The 17,460-nt window shown below is 60.6% G+C and carries 15 protein-coding genes; 12 read left to right on the forward strand and 3 right to left on the reverse strand.

Annotated elements, in window-relative coordinates:
* Positions 1 to 64: 64 nt before the first annotated feature.
* Entirely contained in the window at positions 65 to 760 is a 696-nt protein-coding gene (locus ACZ445_RS14585) for a pirin family protein (protein ID WP_179028660.1), read from the reverse strand.
* Between the two features lie 218 nt (positions 761 to 978).
* On the opposite strand from ACZ445_RS14585, the gene ACZ445_RS14590 reads away from it, so the two are divergent.
* Positions 979 to 3,426, forward strand: a complete 2,448-nt coding sequence (locus ACZ445_RS14590; RefSeq protein WP_058425949.1) for a UvrD-helicase domain-containing protein — start codon at positions 979 to 981, stop codon at positions 3,424 to 3,426.
* A 152-nt stretch (positions 3,427 to 3,578) separates the two neighbouring features.
* Here ACZ445_RS14590 and ACZ445_RS14595 read toward each other — a convergent pair whose 3' ends face one another.
* Positions 3,579 to 3,851, reverse strand: coding sequence for a DUF1652 domain-containing protein (locus ACZ445_RS14595; protein ID WP_058425948.1), 273 nt, complete (start codon positions 3,849 to 3,851; stop codon positions 3,579 to 3,581).
* A gap of 257 nt (positions 3,852 to 4,108) precedes the next feature.
* Between ACZ445_RS14595 and ACZ445_RS14600 the strand changes: the two genes are divergently transcribed.
* From ACZ445_RS14600 to ACZ445_RS14620, 5 genes are all read left to right on the forward strand, one after another.
* Entirely contained in the window at positions 4,109 to 4,918 is an 810-nt protein-coding gene (locus ACZ445_RS14600) for a helix-turn-helix transcriptional regulator (RefSeq protein WP_058425947.1), read from the forward strand.
* Positions 4,919 to 4,967: 49 nt separating this feature from the next.
* Positions 4,968 to 6,374: an NAD(P)/FAD-dependent oxidoreductase gene (locus ACZ445_RS14605; protein ID WP_464708584.1), complete on the forward strand. Its 1,407-nt coding sequence runs from the start codon at positions 4,968 to 4,970 to the stop codon at positions 6,372 to 6,374.
* A 26-nt stretch (positions 6,375 to 6,400) separates the two neighbouring features.
* Positions 6,401 to 6,742, forward strand: coding sequence for a cupin domain-containing protein (locus tag ACZ445_RS14610; protein WP_058425945.1), 342 nt, complete (start codon positions 6,401 to 6,403; stop codon positions 6,740 to 6,742).
* A 60-nt stretch (positions 6,743 to 6,802) separates the two neighbouring features.
* Positions 6,803 to 7,882: a polyamine ABC transporter substrate-binding protein gene (locus tag ACZ445_RS14615; protein WP_464708585.1), complete on the forward strand. Its 1,080-nt coding sequence runs from the start codon at positions 6,803 to 6,805 to the stop codon at positions 7,880 to 7,882.
* Positions 7,883 to 8,117: 235 nt separating this feature from the next.
* Positions 8,118 to 8,534: a hypothetical protein gene (locus tag ACZ445_RS14620; RefSeq protein WP_464708586.1), complete on the forward strand. Its 417-nt coding sequence runs from the start codon at positions 8,118 to 8,120 to the stop codon at positions 8,532 to 8,534.
* 78 nt (positions 8,535 to 8,612) lie between these two features.
* On the opposite strand, the gene ACZ445_RS14625 is transcribed toward ACZ445_RS14620, so the two are convergent.
* Entirely contained in the window at positions 8,613 to 9,398 is a 786-nt protein-coding gene (locus ACZ445_RS14625) for a helix-turn-helix transcriptional regulator (RefSeq protein ID WP_058425942.1), read from the reverse strand.
* Positions 9,399 to 9,598: 200 nt separating this feature from the next.
* Here ACZ445_RS14625 and ACZ445_RS14630 point away from each other — a divergent pair, with 200 nt between their 5' ends.
* The 6 genes from ACZ445_RS14630 to ACZ445_RS14655 all read left to right on the forward strand — a co-directional run bounded on the left by ACZ445_RS14630 (position 9,599) and on the right by ACZ445_RS14655 (position 17,459).
* Positions 9,599 to 10,963 carry an APC family permease gene (locus tag ACZ445_RS14630; RefSeq protein WP_310863079.1) on the forward strand — a complete coding sequence of 455 codons (1,365 nt, stop codon included), beginning with the start codon at positions 9,599 to 9,601 and terminating at the stop codon, positions 10,961 to 10,963.
* Positions 10,964 to 10,972: 9 nt separating this feature from the next.
* Complete coding sequence (locus ACZ445_RS14635) at positions 10,973 to 12,079, forward strand: DmpA family aminopeptidase (RefSeq protein WP_058425940.1); 1,107 nt, start codon at positions 10,973 to 10,975, stop codon at positions 12,077 to 12,079.
* 363 nt (positions 12,080 to 12,442) lie between these two features.
* The gene (locus ACZ445_RS14640) at positions 12,443 to 13,876 is read left to right on the forward strand and encodes a serralysin family metalloprotease (RefSeq protein ID WP_071495677.1); all 1,434 of its coding nucleotides are present in this window, start codon (positions 12,443 to 12,445) and stop codon (positions 13,874 to 13,876) included.
* Positions 13,877 to 13,925: 49 nt separating this feature from the next.
* On the forward strand, positions 13,926 to 14,294 hold the full coding sequence (locus ACZ445_RS14645; protein WP_464708587.1) for an AprI/Inh family metalloprotease inhibitor: 369 nt from the start codon (positions 13,926 to 13,928) through the stop codon (positions 14,292 to 14,294).
* 103 nt (positions 14,295 to 14,397) lie between these two features.
* Positions 14,398 to 16,149, forward strand: coding sequence for a type I secretion system permease/ATPase (locus tag ACZ445_RS14650; protein WP_464708588.1), 1,752 nt, complete (start codon positions 14,398 to 14,400; stop codon positions 16,147 to 16,149).
* Positions 16,146 to 17,459 (forward strand): HlyD family type I secretion periplasmic adaptor subunit, encoded by a 1,314-nt coding sequence (locus tag ACZ445_RS14655; protein ID WP_310863076.1) that lies wholly within the window; start codon positions 16,146 to 16,148, stop codon positions 17,457 to 17,459. The genes ACZ445_RS14650 and ACZ445_RS14655 overlap by 4 nt, the downstream gene beginning before the upstream one ends.
* The last annotated feature ends 1 nt before the right edge of the window (position 17,460 follow it).

Raw genomic sequence — 17,460 nt, forward strand, 5'->3', positions numbered from 1 at the left:
GTTTGCATCTCTTTTTCTGAAACACAGCCATCAGGGGCAAGCCCCCTCCCACAGTTGATCGAGGTCAGGCCAGGTCTACCAGGACGATTTCGCTGTTCTCGATCGCGGTTACCCGCAATACCTGTTCATTCTCTACAGCCACACCGTCTCGCGCTTGCGCACGCAAGCCATTGACTTCAATCACGCCCGTCGCCGGCACCAGGTACGCCCGACGCCCGCTGTCCAACCGGTACTCGGCACTTTCCCCAGCCTTAAGGTTCGCGGCAACCAGTCGCGCATCCGCCCGAATGCGCAGGCTCTCATTGTCCCCGGCCTTGCCACTGGCCAGTGTCACAAACCCCTCACGGTTACCTTTCGGAAACGGCTTGGCGCCCCACGAAGGCGGCAAACCGGCTTCATTCGGGATAATCCAGATCTGGAAAATCTTCGTCGGCGCATCTTCCAGGTTGTACTCGCTGTGAGCGATCCCGGTGCCCGCGCTCATCACCTGCACATCGCCGGCCTCGGTACGGCCCTTGTTGCCAAGGTTGTCGGCATGGCTGATCGCACCTTCACGCACATAGGTAATGATCTCCATGTCGCGGTGCGGGTGCTGCGGGAAGCCGGTGCCGGGCGCGATGATGTCGTCGTTCCACACCCGCAGGTTGCCCCAGTGCATGCGGTTGGGGTCGTGGTACTCGGCGAATGAAAAGTGGTGATGGGCGTCAAGCCAGCCATGGTGGGCGCCGCCCAGGGAATTGAAAGGTCGAAGTTCAAGCATGATCGTCTCCTGTAGATAGCCCTATGATCCTGCAGCCCATGATCGATAAAAAGCGTAAAAAATGCCTGATTCCTATCGATTTAATGGATTGGTTAGCGGCGTTTTGACTTTCAGTTCATCGCCTAACTGCATGACCGCAAAGCAATTGGCTGGCACTGAACGTCGATTCCGGCGACCATGGCGCACTTGTCAGAACCCAGCTCATCGCAGGAGTCCGCGTGTCGCAACAAAAGCCTGATCTTCCTCCCGAACTGCGCCCCTTGGCCGAAATGCCGCTATTGAAACGCCTGGCCGCGCGCCTGTTTGGCCACGGCCTGACCCGCTTGCGCGCCCAGCACCGGTTTTCCTGGTTGCACGGACAGGCCGACGGTTTTCGCAGTGGGCACGAGGCGGGCGTGGAGTACGGTTACCGCGAAGGCAAGGCCGATGGCATCGAGGAAGGCCGGCAGGTCCTGTTGATTCGTGATTTCCGCCCGGATGAGCACCGTGCGCCGGGCGTGGACGATAGCCTGTTCGATGATTGGCGCCTGCCGCTCACCGCCGAGTTGAAGAAGCGTATCAAGGCAGATGTCGCGCGATTGCTGCCGGCCCATGCCCAGCCCAGCGCGGCGCAGTGGAAGATGATTTTCAGCGACACGCCTTCAACCTCGGTGATTGCCGGGGCTGGCGCGGGTAAATCCACCTCGCTGGTGCTGCGTATCCTGTTGCTGACCCATTACTTGGGCTTTGAGCTGAGCTCGATGACGGTGGTGACCTTTACCCGAGAGTCGCGCAAAGACTTCATCAACAAGCTCATAAAAATTCTTAGCCTGTGGGGCCAACCCCTTGATATGAAAGAAGCGCAGGCCGTGGTGCGTACCTTTCATTCGCGCATTCTGCCGATGGTGCGCAGCCTGCCGGGCTTTGAACGCCTGCAAGCGTTCGAAAACCTCAGCTCGGGCTTCGAAGACGCTGACAGCAACCCCTTTGACCTGCGCATCAACGATGCCCAGCGCCAGCAGATGAATGCCTGTTATCACCACCTGCACGGGCGGCACCCACGCTTTCGCGAGTTGATTGCGCCGCTGGCGCGCCATGGCCTGCAGCTCAAGGAGCTGGAGCGTGATCATCCCGATGTGCAAAAGCGCGTAGCGGTGACTGAATTGGCCGCCAAGCGTGATGAAGAGCTGTGTGATGTGATCGAGGACCTGTGGTTTCGCGCCGGTGCCTGGCCGATCAAGGGCATCGAGCCCAATCGCCAGACCGTGGAGATCAATGGCGCGCAATTCCACTGCCATGGCTATATCCCCGAATTGGACGCCTGGGTGGTGCTGGGTTTCGATGCTCGGGAAAATGCCCAGCTCAGCCGGCCCAACGCGAAACTGTCAGTGCGCGCCGAGTGGGCGGTAAAGCGCACACTGTTTCAAGCTTTCTGTCGTAAACCATTGATATGGCTAGATAGCTACGAGTCATCCAAGCGGCTTTTGAGTAGCCTGGCCGGTGATGCCGCAGCCGGGCCAGGCTTTGATTACAAGGTCAAAGGCGAGTTGGCTTCGGCGCCATTGCTGGACAGTTTCGTGATGGCGGCCGGGTTTATCGAGAACCTTGGGCTGGATGTGCCCACTGCGGTTGGGCAGATGAGCTTCGCCAAGGATGATCCGGACCGCTTCTTCTTCGAAGCCCTGAGCATTTTCTGGAAGGCCCTGGAAGATCACCTGCTGGACCAGTCGCCGCCGATCATGACCTACAACCGCATGTTCTCGCTGTTCGGCGAGAACACCCCGGAAAACCTCAAGCTGCTCAGCGACCCGCTGTTGCGGCCGCTGTCGCACCTGATGATCGACGAGTTCCAGGACGTTTCGCCACAGATCGTCTCGTGGATCCGCGCCAGCCTGCGCGAGATCCGCAGCCGTGGCCCGGCCATGCACGTCGGGCGCGGCGCCCAGCATTCATCACTGTTATGTGTGGGAGATGACTGGCAGTCGATCTACGGCTGGCGTGGGAGTTCGCCCAAGTACTTCATGGAATTCAACACGGAGTTCCCATCGCCTGCCACCACCCGAGTGATGCTGGGCGAGAACTATCGCAGTCACCAGTACATCATCGACGCGGCCGAGCATATCGTGCGCGCCGCACCCGCCATCCCCGGCAAGAAAGCCAAGGCCAGCGGGGCGCCCAAGGCTTTGGTGCCGGTCATGGTGCTGGAGCGGGATGATGCGGCATTGGGACGGCAACTGCTGGAGCATTACCATCGCGGCGAATCAGTGTTAATGCTCTATCGAAAAAGTAGCGATAAGCTACTGATTCAAGAGCATATTCAGTCAATAGTTAATGTGGATTCTAGCTTGCCGCCTCCGGCGCGCAGGCTGAAACAATTGACCTACCACAGCGCCAAGGGGCTGCAGGCCGATGCGGTATTCCTGCTTGGGGATTGCCAACATGTCACCCATTCACCGTATAAAAATCAGGTGTACCGCATGGCGGGCCTGGGTAAGGACGGGGACAGCGAGCCGTATGACAACGCGCAGAAAGACGAGGTCTTGCGCCTGGCGTATGTGGGCATCACCCGGGCGGTGAGTCATTGCTACTGGTACGTGGAAAAGCCCGAAGGCCAGGCAGTGAATGTGCCCAAGGCGTCGGAGCGGGTGGATGGCAGGAAAGCTTTCTTCGACGACCAACGCAATTAACGGGTGGAGGCCATTCAAATGTGGGAGGGAGCCTGCCCCCGATTGCGGCAGGTCAGCGACAGATGTACTGACTGACACACTGCAAACGGGGGCAAGTCGAATCGTCGCACCGCCCCTCCCACAGGTGACATGGGCTGTCTGAAGGATTGAGTTCAGGCCCGCAGGGACTGCGGCGGCACAAACGACTCCAACTCATCCTCCACCGCCTCGATAATCCGCTCCACATCGGCGGCATTCATCACCGTGGCACAGGGGATGCCGGCGATGGCGATCAATGTCTCGCCGCTGGCGCGGTCGAAGAGGCGGGCGATCATACTGCCGGGCGCGTCCATGCTGCCCTCGAAGCCCATCGGATGAAAATGCCAGCGCATCAGCTGGCAGGCGTTGGGGAACGTCACTTTGTTCATGTTGCCCACCTTGTTCATTGAGCGCTTCCTTTAGCTCGCGGCAGGGGGCCATGACCTTCACTGGTCGTGGCATTGTAGAGCTTAAAAATAGCATTCGTTCGTAACCGCAAGGTGACTTTTTCGGCCCCGTTCGGCGGTTGTTTTCCATAAGGTTGATGTGGGTCATGTGCTACTTGGGATTGGGCAAAAGGCCATTAGTCGGAAGCGCCAATTGGCCATTGAAGCGCCCGGTAAATTTCGGCAATCTCCAGGGTTTACCCGCCGCAGAGCCTTCCATGCCTGACATCGCTGCAGACGATGATTGCCAGCAATCCCACGCCACACGCGAGCTGGTGCTGCGCCATCACCTTTGCTGGCGCCACCGGGACCTGGAAGGCGTGATGTCCTACTACCACCCGGATATCCAATACCACGACTTTTTCCAGAACCGTGTCGTCGGTTTCGCCGACTTGCGCGATTACCTGCAAGCCAGCATGCCTCGTGAGGCCGACGAAGCAATCGAGCACACTGACCGTATCCGCGCCGACGGCGACACGGCGTTCATCCAGTACCGCATTACTTTAAGGGGCGGCCAGGGCCTGGTGTCATTCCGCACCAGCGAAGCGATTACGGTGCGCGACGGGCTGATCTGGCGGGTCAACGAGTACGCGTCGCTGGTACATGAGCAACCGGCCCAGGCCGCGCGGCCTTCGGTGAGTCGCCTGGGCCTGTCGCCCCAGCAATTGGGGCACATGGCCAACGACCTGCAGCAGTATTTCGATCGCAAGCAACCTTACCTGGACCCGGGGCTGGACCTGCAACGGGTGGCCAAGGAGTGCGGCTACAGCCGCAATCAGATTTCCTACCTGCTGAACCAGGTGCTGGGGCAAAGCTTCTACCGCTACGTCAACCAGGCAAGGCTCCAGCATTTACTGGCCGCGCTGGATCAGGCCGTACCGCCGATCAAGGTCGATGACCTGGCGTTTGCCGCCGGTTTCAACTCGCTGTCGGCGTTCTACAGCGCGTTCCGCCAGCATACGGGCCAGTCGCCCAAGGCCTACGTCAAACAAATTTCTCTGCGTGCACGCGCGCAAGACAGCCCATAACACGGCGCTCTAGGATCCACCCTATCGAAACGAGGTAGGGGAACCTGGCATGCCGGCATGGCGCAACATCAGCTTATGGATGGATCAGCTGGACGACCCGCTGCAAGCGCGGCCGATGCTGGAGCATGACCTGGACGTCAACGTGGCCATTATCGGCGCCGGTTACACCGGGCTATGGACTGCGTACTACCTGAAGCGCCAGGCCCCCGAGCTGAAAATTGCCATTATCGAAGCGCAAACCGCCGGTTTCGGCGCCTCCGGCCGCAATGGCGGCTGGCTGATGGGCAACCTGCTGGGTGAAGACCGCTTACTCGCCGGCCTCAATCCCGAACAACGCCGCGCTGCGTTTGACCTGCTGCACGCCATCCCCGACGAAGTGGCCCAGGTGCTGGCGCGTGAAGGTATCGACTGCGATTACCGCAAGGGCGGCGTCTTGTACTGTGCCGCGCGTTACCCCGAGCAGGAAGGCAGCCTGCGCCGCTACCTGGACAAACTCTACGCCCAGGGCCTGACCGAAGCCGACTACCGCTGGCTCAGCCCGCAGCAGTTGGCCGAGCAAATCCGCATCGCCAAGCCCTATGGCGGAATTTACGCGCCCCATGTCGCGACCATTAACCCGGCCAAGCTGGTACGCGGCCTGGCGCGGGTGGTCGATAGCATGGGCGTGAAGATTTACGAAAACAGCCCGGTCACCCACTGGCAATCCGGCAGCCTGCGTACCGCAAAGGCCGGTGTGCGGGCGGCCTGGGTGGTGCCGGCGGTGGAGGGCTATGCCACTACATTGCCGCCGCTGGGCCGTTACCAACTGCCGGTGCAAAGCCTGATCGTCGCCACCGAGCCGTTGCCCGCCAGCACCTGGGATGAAATCGGCCTGAGCCATGGCCAGGCCTTTGGTGAAAGCAGTCGCCAGGTCACCTATGGTCAGCGTTCTGCGGATAACCGGCTGGTGTTCGGTGCGCGCGGCGGTTACCAATTCGCCGGGAAACTACGCCACAACTTCGATTTGACCGACAGCGAAGTCGACCTGCGTCGCTACCTGTTCGGTGAGCTGTTCCCACAGCTAAAGAACGTCAGGATTACCCATTCCTGGGGCGGCAACCTGGGCATGTCGCGTAATTTCCGTCCGCACATGCTCTGCGATCACAAGACCGGCATCGCGCTGTCCGGCGGTTACGGCGGGGAGGGCGTTGGTGCTACCAACTTGGGCGGCCGCACCCTGGCCGACCTGATCCTGGGGCGCGACACTGCACTGACCCATCAACCCTGGGTGATCCGCGAGCGCGGCCTGGACGCGCTCAAACCCTGGGAGCCCGAACCCTGCCGCTGGCTGGGCTACAACGCGATCATTCGCAGTTTCGTCCATGAAGACCAGGTAATGGCCAACCCCAATACCGCCCCTTGGCGCCGCAAGCTGGCGACCGGCGTGGCCGGGTTCATGGAAGGTTTCATGCACTAAGTCGTTTCACTCACACGGGAAAGCCCATGAGCATCACTCAATTCAAAGACACGCAGAACGCCCACCTGCCGGACTCGTCCCCCGTCGCCGTGCCCTTGGGCGAACCCATCGCCGTTGCGTCGACCCTGAGCGTGGAGCGCAACGACGGTGTCGAGACCGGCATCTGGGAGTGCACCCCAGGCCGTTGGCGTCGGCAGATCACATCCCAGGAGTTCTGCCACTTTATCCAGGGCCGCTGCACCTTTACCCCGGACAACGGTGAAGTCGTCCACATACAAGCCGGTGATGCACTGATGTTGCCGGCCAATAGCACCGGCATCTGGGATATCCAGGAGACCGTGCGCAAGACCTATGTATTGATCCTGTAACGCTTTGATCCTTGATCGCCTGCCATAAAAACAGCCCTAAAACCGCCAGGAAATCGAACCATGAAAGCCATTGCCCTGTTGCCCTTGATGTTGGTGGCCTCTGTCAGCCAGGCCGCCGAGACGGTGAAAATCTACAACTGGTCGGACTACATTGCGCCGGACACCACCAAGAACTTCCAGAAAGAAACCGGCATCGGTTTCACCTACGACGTGTACGACAGCAATGAAACCCTCGACGGCAAGTTGATGACCGGTAAATCCGGCTACGACGTGGTATTCCCGTCCAACCATTTCATGGCCCGGCAAATCCAGGGCGGGGCATTGAAGAAGCTCGACAAGAGCCAGTTGCCCAACTGGAAGAACCTCAACCCGGTGCTGCTCAAGGCCCTGGAAAACAACGACCCGGGCAATGCCCATGGTTTCCCGTACCTGTGGGGCAGCACCGGCATTGGCTACAACATCGACAAGGTCAAGGCCGTGCTGGGCGACAACGCGCCGGTGGATTCCTGGGACCTGATCTTCAAGCCGGAAAACATGGCCAAGCTGCAGAAATGCGGGGTGGCGATCCTTGACAACGGCCCGGAACTGCTACCGGCTGCGCTGAACTACCTGGGCTTGCCGCACCACAGCAAAATGCCTGAGGACTACAAAAAAGCCGAAGATCTGTTGATGAAAGTGCGGCCGTATGTGGCGTACTTCCATTCCTCGAAATACACCGCGGACCTGGCCAATGGCGACATCTGCGTGGCAGTCGGCTTTTCCGGCGACATTCTGCAAGCCGAAAGCCGCGCCAAGGAAGCCAAGAACGGCGTGAACATCGGCTACAACATCCCCAAGGAAGGCGCCGCCATCTGGTTCGACATGGTCGCCATGCCCGCCGATGCGCCGGATGAAAAAGCCGGCTATGCGTTCATGAACTACCTGTTGCGCCCGGACGTGATGGCCAGCATCACCAACTACGTGCACTACGCCAATGGCAACCAGGCCGCCGACAGCCTGGTGGACCCGGCGATCAAGGCCGATACCAAGGTGTACCCAAGCCCGGAAATGATGGGCAAGTTGTTTGCGCTGGAAGCAATGCCACTGAATATCGACCGGGTGCGTACACGGGTGTGGAACACCGTCCGTACCGGCCGCTGAAGGTCCGTAGTGAGCGGGCTTGTCCCGCGCTGGGCTGCGAAGCGGCCCTAAATCCAGCATCTCGGTAGCTGCGGCAGGCCGCCTATGGACCCGTCCTTCACGGCAGGCGCGGTCCATAGAGTTTCTAGCGATTAAAATCGACTTCTTAGACTGTCATTTCTGACAGGTTTCATGCTTGGACAAATGACTTAAGCTCCTGATGCCTATTAGTCATCAAATGGAAAAAGGAGTTTTTATGCCAAACGTCCCTAATTTCGTCCTGCCGCCAATCTACCCGTACGGCAGCATGGTTGGTACGGTAACCACTGCCGGTGTGCAGAGTACTTTCATGTCGACATCGGTCTATCGCGACGAACGAAATGGAAATATTCGATTTTTTGGCAGGATGGAAAATTTAGATCCGCTAACGCCACGAATCATCGAAGTTGTGATTAAGGATTCTGACACGCCAACTGGCACTTACACATTAGCGGACAAAGTCTTGAGCGTTGCTTACGTCCCGCCTGGATCAACTCAGGTCGACCCTGCAGTCAGTGCCGAGGTGCTGTTTATTCGGTCCGGTCCGATTGACTCGATTCGAGGGCATGTGGCGGCTACAACCCAGCAGGGTACTGTGATAGACGCTGTGTTCTTTATCTTCGGAATGGCTTGAAAGGCTTGAAACCGACAGGGCGGTTTTCTGAAATTGACTTCAGATAGCCGCCCTTTACCGTGTAGTGACATCCGGCATTCACGGGTTCTCCAGATCATGCCCCAACGACTGGATAAACAACGAAAACAGCTCCGGCTGTGACGAGATATCCAGCTTGGCGTACAAGTGTCGACGGTGCACCTTCACCGTGTCCGGCGAGATGTTCAGGCGCTCAGCCATGGCCTTGGACGAGAACCCGCGCAGTACGAGGCGGGCGATTTCCAGTTCGCGGTCCGAGAGCACGCCGCAACCGAATTGACTCAACGCATCGCGGATCTGGCTGTCCATCGCCGGCGCTCGTTCGGTGCTTTGTTGCCAATGTTGCTGCATCAACGGCAGCACCCACGCCGCCAGCGTGGTCATCAACCCGCTTTCATCGAAACTGAACCGCCGTTGCATGCCCAGGGACAACGACAGCGTCCCCGCGCCCGGCAGTTGCAGGATGAACTGCACCTCGTCTTCCAGCACGTTGTCGTGGAAGTAATTGAGGAAGTACTCACTCTGGCGAAAATGATCCGGCGCCACTTCCTCCAGGCGGTACACGCCGCTGGCATACCCCTCGCGACAGGCCTGGAAGAACGGGTCGAGCAAATACAAGCCATTGAGGTACACCAGCATCGACGCCGGCTTGCTGCTGGGCTGGGCGTCGTATTCCTCCAGGGCCTGGGGCGGACCCTCCAGGGGGTAGAAGATCGCCAGGGCGTTATCGAAGGGAAGGCACTGGTGCAACAACAGCACCAGTTGTTTCCAGAAACGCTCGGTGCCGATGTGTGCGACGGTGCGGCCCAGGCCGGCGTGCATCCCAACCTCGCGAAACAGGCTCATGTGACAGGCTCCCGCCGGCAAAAGATCGGCCAAGGGTTCGGCTTTTGCCGGATGGCGTCAAGGGGAGTACGCCAATAGGGGAATTGGCTGACATGCCCTCAAGCTTTAACGTCAGCATCATTCAGCGGGGAACATATCCCGTGACGTACCACATTCTTCGTTTCTGCCTCATACCAAGAACAACGACAGAGGATAACGATATGAGCACTTCCGCCACGCCCGATGGCGTGTTGAAACCCACCTTGAGTGTGTTCGATGTGATCGCCATCACCGTATCAGCGGTGACGCCGGCCAGTTCCGTGTTTGTGATCGCACCGTTTGCCATCCAGCAGGCTGGCAGCGGGGTGTTCCTGGCGTTCGTGATGGCCGGCCTGCTCGCGCTGATGTTTGCCTTTTGCTACGCCGAACTGGGCCGTGCCCACAACAGCGCCGGTGGCGAATATGTATACGCCAAGCGCGTGTTCGGTGGCATGGCGGGCTACGCGACGTTCCTGACCGTGCTGGTAATGTTGCTGTTTATCCCGCCGGTACTGGCTACGGGCGCGGCAACGTATCTGAATAACGCCCTGGGCACGAAGTTTGATTCGCAGACGGTGGCCCTGGTGATCGTGGTGTGCAGCTACGCCCTGGGCATCCTGAATATAAAGCTCAATGCCTGGATCACCGGTACCTGTCTGTTGCTGGAAGTCGCAGCGCTGCTGGTGATCGTGGTGATCGGCTTCGGCAACCCGGTGCAACCGGCAAGCGTGCTGTTCCAGCCGCAGATCGTCGAGAACGGCGTGTTGCACCTGGCGCCTTGGGCCCTGGTGATTGGCGCGGTGGGTATCGGCCTGTTTTCCTACAACGGCTACGGCCCGGCGGTGTTGCTCGCCGAAGACATGAAGTGCGGCGGCAAAGGCGTACACAAGGCGGTGCTGTGGTCGCTGGCGTTGGTGGTGATCATCGAGTTGGTGCCGATCACCGCCCTGTTGATCGGCGCGCCGTCCCTGAGCGCGATGATCAGCAGCCCGGACCCCATCGGCTACCTGCTGACCAGCCATGGCAATGAAACCCTGTCGCGCCTGGTCAGCGCCGGGATTTTCCTGTCGGTGTTCAACGCCATCGTCGCCATCGTGATCCAGATCGGCCGCGTGGTGTTCAGCAGCGGCCGCGATGCCCTATGGACGCCGGGCATCAACAAGCTGTTCACGCGCATTCATCCGCGCTGGGATTCGCCATGGTTGGCTACGCTGTTCCTGGCGATCCCTTCGGCGCTACTGAGTTTCAGCTCCAACCTGGCCGACCTGACCTCGTTCAGCGTATTGCTGATCATGCTGGTGTACCTGGTGGTGGCGTTGAGCGCGTTGATGAGCCGGGTGCTGCTGCGTGATCGCGAGCATCCCTATCGCATGCCGCTGTGGCCGCTGCCGGCGTTGGTGGCGGTGCTGGGCGCGGGCTATCTGTTAATGACCTTGATCGCGGCAGCTTCGGTCCGCGACATTCTGATCATCCTCGGCCTGCTGGCCCTGTCGGTGATTCTGTATTGCATCAGTGGCCGGTTGAGTCCGGTCTTCCAGAAATTGTAAGGAGTGGTTATGCGCGCACGTCAATTGGGCATCACGTTGGGGCTGGGCACGCCCGGTGAGTGGAACGCCATCACCGATGTGCCGGGGGTGCGGGTCGGGCACAGCACGCTCAAGACCCGCATCGATGGCAAGCAGGTACGCACCGGCGTCAGCGTGGTTCAGCCGCGCGCGGGAGAGGCTCGCCTGCAACCGTGCTTTGCCGGGTATCACGTGCTCAATGGCAACGGTGACGCCACCGGCCTGGAATGGGTCAGCGAGGCGGGGCTGCTGACCACGCCGCTGGCGATCACCAACACCCACAGCATCGGCATCGTGCGCGACAGCCTGATTGCCCTGGAGCGCGAACGCCTGGCGGACCCGGCGGTGTATTGGTGCATGCCGGTGGTGATGGAAACCTATGACGGCCTGCTCAACGATATCTGGGGCCAGCACGTAGGGCCCGAGCATGTGCGCGAAGCGGTGGACAACGCCGAAACCGGCCCGGTGCAGGAGGGCGCGGTCGGCGGAGGCACCGGCATGATCTGCCACGAGTTCAAGGGCGGCATCGGTACATCCTCGCGGCGCCTGCCGGCGGAGCAGGGCGGCTGGACCGTTGGCGTGCTGGTGCAGGCCAACCACGGCAAGCGCCAGGAACTGCGGGTGGACGGCTACCCGGTGGGGCGCCGCCTGATGGACATTGCGTCGCCGTTCGCCGAGCAAGGCACGCCAGGCATGGGCTCGATTGTGGTGATCATCGCCACGGACGCGCCGTTGCTGCCGCATCAGTGCCAGCGCCTGGCACAACGTGCGTCCATCGGCATCGCCCGCACCGGTGGCGGCACCGAGGATTCCAGCGGCGATCTGTTCCTGGCCTTTGCCACCGGCAACCAGGACTTGCCGCCGGCGGATTACGGGCGCAAGGGCCTGCCGTTCAGCAGTGCATTGCAGATGGTCAACAACGATCACATCTCGCCGCTGTTCAGCGCAGCGGCGGAGGCCGTGGAGGAGGCAATCATCAATGCGATGCTGGCCGGGGAGGACATGCTCACCGATCAAGGTGTGCGCGTGCCGGGCCTGGACCCCGACACGCTGTTGGCGGCATTGCACGACACCGGCTGGAGTGTGTCCCGGAAATAGGGGACACACTAACTTATGACTATAAGTAGTGGCGGTTTAATGTTGCCAATGGCACCGTGGCAATATATTGGATCCATTAATAGCGAATGCCGCTCAACTTGAGCGGCACTAGTGCTATTTAATATTTAAATACCGTTGCGGTGTTTTTTGTCGGACAACAGCGGTACTCCCCAATAAACAGGGAGCGGAACTTACATGAGGTGTTTGCCTGGCGTTTTTTAGTGCTGGAAAAGATGTAGACGAAAGATTTCAAGTTGTGTCAGTTTTCTTACGCCTTCAAAAGAGGCGAGTGATAGGACGATCTCGCCCGCGGGGTTCCTATCGATCAAAGACTGATGCACTTGCAAACAAGGAAGTACGTTTATGTCAAAAGTAAAAGACAAGGCTATCGTGTCGGCGGCGCAAGCCAGCACCGCTTACTCGCAAATCGATAGCTTCAGCCATCTGTATGACCGTGGCGGCAACCTCACGATCAATGGCAAACCCTCCTACTCCGTTGACCAGGCGGCCACCCAGCTGCTGCGCGACGGCGCCGCGTACCGGGACTTTGACGGCAACGGCAAGATCGACCTGACCTACACCTTCCTGACCTCGGCCTCCTCGAGCACCATGAACAAGCATGGCATCGCAGGCTTCAGCCAGTTCAACGCCCAGCAGAAAGCACAGGCCGTACTGGCCATGCAATCCTGGGCGGATGTGGCCAACGTCACCTTCACCGAGAAAGCCACCGGCGGTGACGGCCACATGACCTTCGGCAACTACAGCAGCGGCCAGGACGGCGCGGCCGCCTTCGCCTACCTGCCCGGCACCGGCGCAGGCTACGACGGCACGTCGTGGTACCTGACCAACAACAGCTACACGCCGAACAAGACCCCGGACCTGAACAACTACGGCCGGCAGACCCTGACCCACGAAATCGGCCACACCCTGGGCCTGGCCCACCCTGGCGACTACAACGCCGGGAACGGCAACCCGACCTACAACGACGCGACCTATGGACAGGACACGCGCGGCTACAGCCTGATGAGCTACTGGAGCGAAAGCAACACCAACCAGAACTTCAGCAAGGGTGGGGTCGAGGCTTACGCGTCCGCTCCACTGATCGACGACATCGCGGCGATCCAGAAGCTCTACGGTGCCAACTACAACACCCGTGCCGGCGACACCACCTACGGGTTCAACTCCAACACCGGGCGTGACTTCTACAGCGCCACCTCCAATGCCGACAAGCTGGTGTTCTCGGTGTGGGACGGCGGTGGCAACGACACCCTGGACTTCTCCGGCTTCACCCAGAACCAGAAGATCAACCTCAATGAAGCCTCGTTCTCCGACGTGGGCGGCCTGGTGGGCAACGTGTCCATCGCCAAGGGTGTGACCGTCGAGAACGCCTTTGGCGGTGCCGGCAACGATTTGATCATCGGCAATAACGCGGCCAACGTGATCAAGGGCGGTGCCGGCAACGACATCATCTACGGCGGCGGTGGGGCGGACCAACTGTGGGGCGGCGCGGGCAACGACACCTTTGTGTTCGGTGCCAGCTCCGATTCCAAGCCGGGCGCGGCGGACAAAATCTTTGACTTTACCTCCGGTTCCGACAAGATCGACCTGTCCGGCATCACCAAGGGCGCAGGCCTGACCTTCGTCAATGCCTTCACCGGGCATGCCGGCGATGCGGTCCTCACCTACGCCGCAGGTACCAACCTGGGCACCCTGGCTGTGGACTTCTCCGGGCACGGCGTGGCGGACTTCCTCGTCACCACCGTCGGCCAGGCTGCGGTCAGCGACATCGTAGCGTGATGCACGGGCGCGGCGCTTCGGCGCCGCGCCTTACGGATGAGGCAGGAAGATGCAGCGTATGTTTAATGTGATCGCCTGCATGTTGCAGGTGATGTTCGTGTCGGCAGGAGCCCACGCAATGGCGAGCAGTCTCGTATTACCTACCTCCGCCCAGTTGGCCGGGCATTGGCAGTTGCACCAGCAGGACCAGGTCTGCGCGCTGGACCTGCTGGAACAGGCCAATGCCTTGGGCGGCGATGTGGCGTGTGTCGCCAACTGGTTGGGCGACAAACCCCTGACCTGGACGCCAACGCCAGACGGCATCTGGCTGATGAATGCCGAAGGCAGTGGCATTACTCACCTCAACCGGCAGAAAGAAGGCGAATATAAAGGTCGAACAACGATAGGCCTCGAAGTTGTACTGCAACGCGTACCTTAGTTGCCGTTATAAGCAAATAACTTGATTTCATTAGTTGGCCGCTCCGTTATTCGGGGCTGGGGCGACTATTGCGCGCAATTTGGTTCAAGGAAGATCAGACACCATGGCAAAGTCCCATGCCGTCGCGCCGTTATTCAAGGCGCTGGGTGAGTACAAGAGTATTTTGATCAGCATTGGCTGTTTCACGGCATTGATAAACCTGCTGATGCTGGTGCCGTCGATTTATATGCTGCAAGTGTATGACCGCGTGCTGTCCTCCCAGAATGAAACCACCCTGGTGATGCTGACGCTGATGGTCGTCGGCTTCTTTGCCTTTATTGGCCTGCTGGAGGTGATCCGCAGTTTTATCGTGATCCGCATCGGCAGCCAACTGGAGCGGCGTTTCAACTTGCGCGTGTACAAGGCAGCGTTTGAACGCAACCTGCAACGCGGCCAGGGGCACGCCGGGCAATCCCTGGGCGATTTGACCCATATCCGCCAATTCATCACGGGACCGGCGCTGTTCGCATTTTTTGATGCGCCGTGGTTTCCCATCTACCTGTTTGTGATTTTCCTGTTCAACGTGTGGCTTGGCGTGTTGGCCACGGCCGGCGCCGTGCTGCTGATCGGCCTGGCATGCCTGAATGAATACCTGACCAAAAAGCCGTTGGGCGAAGCCAGCGGCTACTCCCAGCAGTCCACGCAACTGGCCACCAGCCACTTGCACAATGCCGAGACCATCCAGGCCATGGGCATGCTCGGCGCACTGCGCACCCGCTGGTTTGCGCTGCATTCGCAGTTTCTCGGCTTGCAGAACAAGGCCAGTGACACCGGTTCGGTGATCACCTCCCTGAGCAAATCCCTGCGCCTGTGCCTGCAATCACTGGTGCTCGGCCTGGGGGCGTTGCTGGTGATCAAGGGCGATATGACCGCCGGGATGATGATCGCCGGCTCCATCCTGATGGGCCGGGTGCTCAGCCCCATCGACCAGTTGATCGCGGTGTGGAAGCAATGGAGTTCGGCCAAGCTGGCCTATCAGCGCCTGGACGGCTTGCTGCGCGAGTTTCCCCCGGAGGTTGAGCAGATGAAGTTGCCGGCGCCCAAGGGCCAGGTCAGCTTCGAACAGGTCAGCGCCGGCCCGCCCGGACGGCGTATGGCGACCTTGCACCAGGTCAGCTTCAACCTCGGCGCCGGCGAAGTGCTCGGTGTGCTCGGGGCGTCGGGTTCCGGCAAATCCACCCTGGCCCGGGTGCTGGTGGGCGTATGGCCGACACTCGCTGGCACGGTGCGCCTGGACGGCGCCGACATTCATCGCTGGGGCCGCGATGACCTCGGCCCGCACATCGGCTACCTGCCCCAGGACATCGAGCTGTTCAGCGGCAGTATCGCCGACAACATCGCCCGCTTTCGCGAGGCCGACCCCGAGCAGGTGGTGCGTGCCGCGCAACAGGCCGGTGTACATGAACTGATCCTGCGTATGCCCCAGGGCTACGACACCGTGCTGGGCGACAACGGCGGCGGCCTGTCCGGCGGCCAGAAGCAACGGGTGGCACTGGCCCGCGCCTTGTACGGCGGGCCGCGTCTGATCGTGCTGGATGAGCCCAACTCCAACCTCGACACCGTGGGCGAAGCCGCCCTGGCCAGTGCCATCGTGCAGATGAAAGCCCAGGGCAGCAGCGTGGTGCTGGTGACCCATCGTTCGTCGGCGCTGGCCCAGGCCGACAAGTTGCTGGTGCTCAGTGACGGTCATTTGCAAGCGTTCGGGCCGAGCCAGGAGGTGCTGCGCGCATTGTCCGGCCAGCAGGAAACACCCAAGGACAAACCGGGCGTGAGTTTCAGTCGCCAGTACCAAGCCACAAGGAATCCAGGCGCATGAGCAGCATCACGGTTGAACCACGCTTCAAAGAGCACGACGCCAGGTTTTTCACGCGCATGGGGTGGTTGCTGACCGTGGTCGGCGCCGGTGGGTTTTTCCTGTGGGCCAGCCTCGCGCCCTTGGACCAGGGCATTCCGGTACAGGGCACAGTGGTGGTGTCGGGCAAGCGCAAGGCCGTGCAAACCCTCAGCCCCGGCGTCGTCAGCCGGATTCTGGTGAAGGAGGGCGAGCATGTGAAACAGGGTCAGCCGCTGTTCCGTCTCGACCAGACCCAGCACCAGGCCGACGTGCAATCCCTGCAAGCCCAGTACCGCATGGCCTGGGCCAGCGTGGCGCGTTGGCAGAGCGAGCGCGACAACCTCGCCAGCATCGCCTTTCCCGCCGAACTCAGTGCCGCTCCCGACCCGGCCCTGGCGTTGGTGCTGGAAGGCCAGCGCCAGTTGTTCAGCAGCCGCCGCGAAGCCTTTGCCCGCGAGCAGGCCGGCATTCGCGCCAATATCGAGGGCGCAACCGCGCAACTGGGCGGTATGCGCCGTGCGCGCACTGACCTGACCGCCCAGGCGCAATCCCTGCGTGACCAACTGAGCAACCTGCAACCCCTGGCCGACAACGGCTACATCCCGCGCAACCGCCTGATGGAGTACCAGCGGCAGTTGTCCCAGGTGCAACAAGACTTGGCGCAGAACACTGGCGAAAGTGGCCGTGTGGAGCAGGGCATTCTCGAATCGCGCCTCAAGCTGCAACAACACAGTGAGGAATATCAAAAAGAGGTACGCAGCCAGTTGGCCGATGCGCAACTGCGCAGCCTGACCCTGGAACAGCAACTCACCTCAGCCGGGTTCGACCTGCAACACAGCGAAATCAACGCCCCGGCGGATGGCATCGCAGTCAATCTCAGCGTGCACACCGAAGGCGCGGTGGTCCGCGCCGGTGAAACCCTGCTGGAAATCGTGCCCCAGGGCACGCGGCTGGAAGTGGAAGGGCACTTGCCGGTGCACCTGGTGGACAAAGTCGGCACGCACCTGCCGGTGGACATCCTGTTCACCGCCTTCAACCAAAGCCGTACGCCCCGGGTGCCGGGTGAGGTCAGCCTGATTTCCGCCGACCAGATGCTCGATGAAAAGACCGGCGCGCCCTATTACGTGCTGCGCACCACGGTCAGCGACGCGGCCTTGGAAAAACTCCACGGGCTGGTGATCAAGCCAGGCATGCCCGCCGAGATGTTCGTGCGCACCGGCGAGCGCTCGTTGCTCAATTACCTGTTCAAGCCGCTGCTCGACCGCGCCGGCTCGGCGTTGACCGAGGAATGAA

The sequence above is a fragment of the Pseudomonas allii genome (genome assembly GCF_055380095.1).

What these genes read in the sequence shown, in the direction of transcription:
- ACZ445_RS14585 (WP_179028660.1), bottom strand. Translation starts at nt 760, where the DNA reads ATGCTTGAACTTCGACCTTTCAATTCCCTGGGCGGCGCCCACCATGGC.
- ACZ445_RS14595 (WP_058425948.1), bottom strand. Translation starts at nt 3,851, where the DNA reads ATGAACAAGGTGGGCAACATGAACAAAGTGACGTTCCCCAACGCCTGC.
- ACZ445_RS14600 (WP_058425947.1), top strand. Translation starts at nt 4,109, where the DNA reads ATGCCTGACATCGCTGCAGACGATGATTGCCAGCAATCCCACGCCACA.
- ACZ445_RS14605 (WP_464708584.1), top strand. Translation starts at nt 4,968, where the DNA reads ATGCCGGCATGGCGCAACATCAGCTTATGGATGGATCAGCTGGACGAC.
- ACZ445_RS14610 (WP_058425945.1), top strand. Translation starts at nt 6,401, where the DNA reads ATGAGCATCACTCAATTCAAAGACACGCAGAACGCCCACCTGCCGGAC.
- ACZ445_RS14615 (WP_464708585.1), top strand. Translation starts at nt 6,803, where the DNA reads ATGAAAGCCATTGCCCTGTTGCCCTTGATGTTGGTGGCCTCTGTCAGC.
- ACZ445_RS14620 (WP_464708586.1), top strand. Translation starts at nt 8,118, where the DNA reads ATGCCAAACGTCCCTAATTTCGTCCTGCCGCCAATCTACCCGTACGGC.
- ACZ445_RS14625 (WP_058425942.1), bottom strand. Translation starts at nt 9,398, where the DNA reads ATGAGCCTGTTTCGCGAGGTTGGGATGCACGCCGGCCTGGGCCGCACC.
- ACZ445_RS14630 (WP_310863079.1), top strand. Translation starts at nt 9,599, where the DNA reads ATGAGCACTTCCGCCACGCCCGATGGCGTGTTGAAACCCACCTTGAGT.
- ACZ445_RS14635 (WP_058425940.1), top strand. Translation starts at nt 10,973, where the DNA reads ATGCGCGCACGTCAATTGGGCATCACGTTGGGGCTGGGCACGCCCGGT.
- ACZ445_RS14640 (WP_071495677.1), top strand. Translation starts at nt 12,443, where the DNA reads ATGTCAAAAGTAAAAGACAAGGCTATCGTGTCGGCGGCGCAAGCCAGC.
- ACZ445_RS14645 (WP_464708587.1), top strand. Translation starts at nt 13,926, where the DNA reads ATGCAGCGTATGTTTAATGTGATCGCCTGCATGTTGCAGGTGATGTTC.
- ACZ445_RS14650 (WP_464708588.1), top strand. Translation starts at nt 14,398, where the DNA reads ATGGCAAAGTCCCATGCCGTCGCGCCGTTATTCAAGGCGCTGGGTGAG.
- ACZ445_RS14655 (WP_310863076.1), top strand. Translation starts at nt 16,146, where the DNA reads ATGAGCAGCATCACGGTTGAACCACGCTTCAAAGAGCACGACGCCAGG.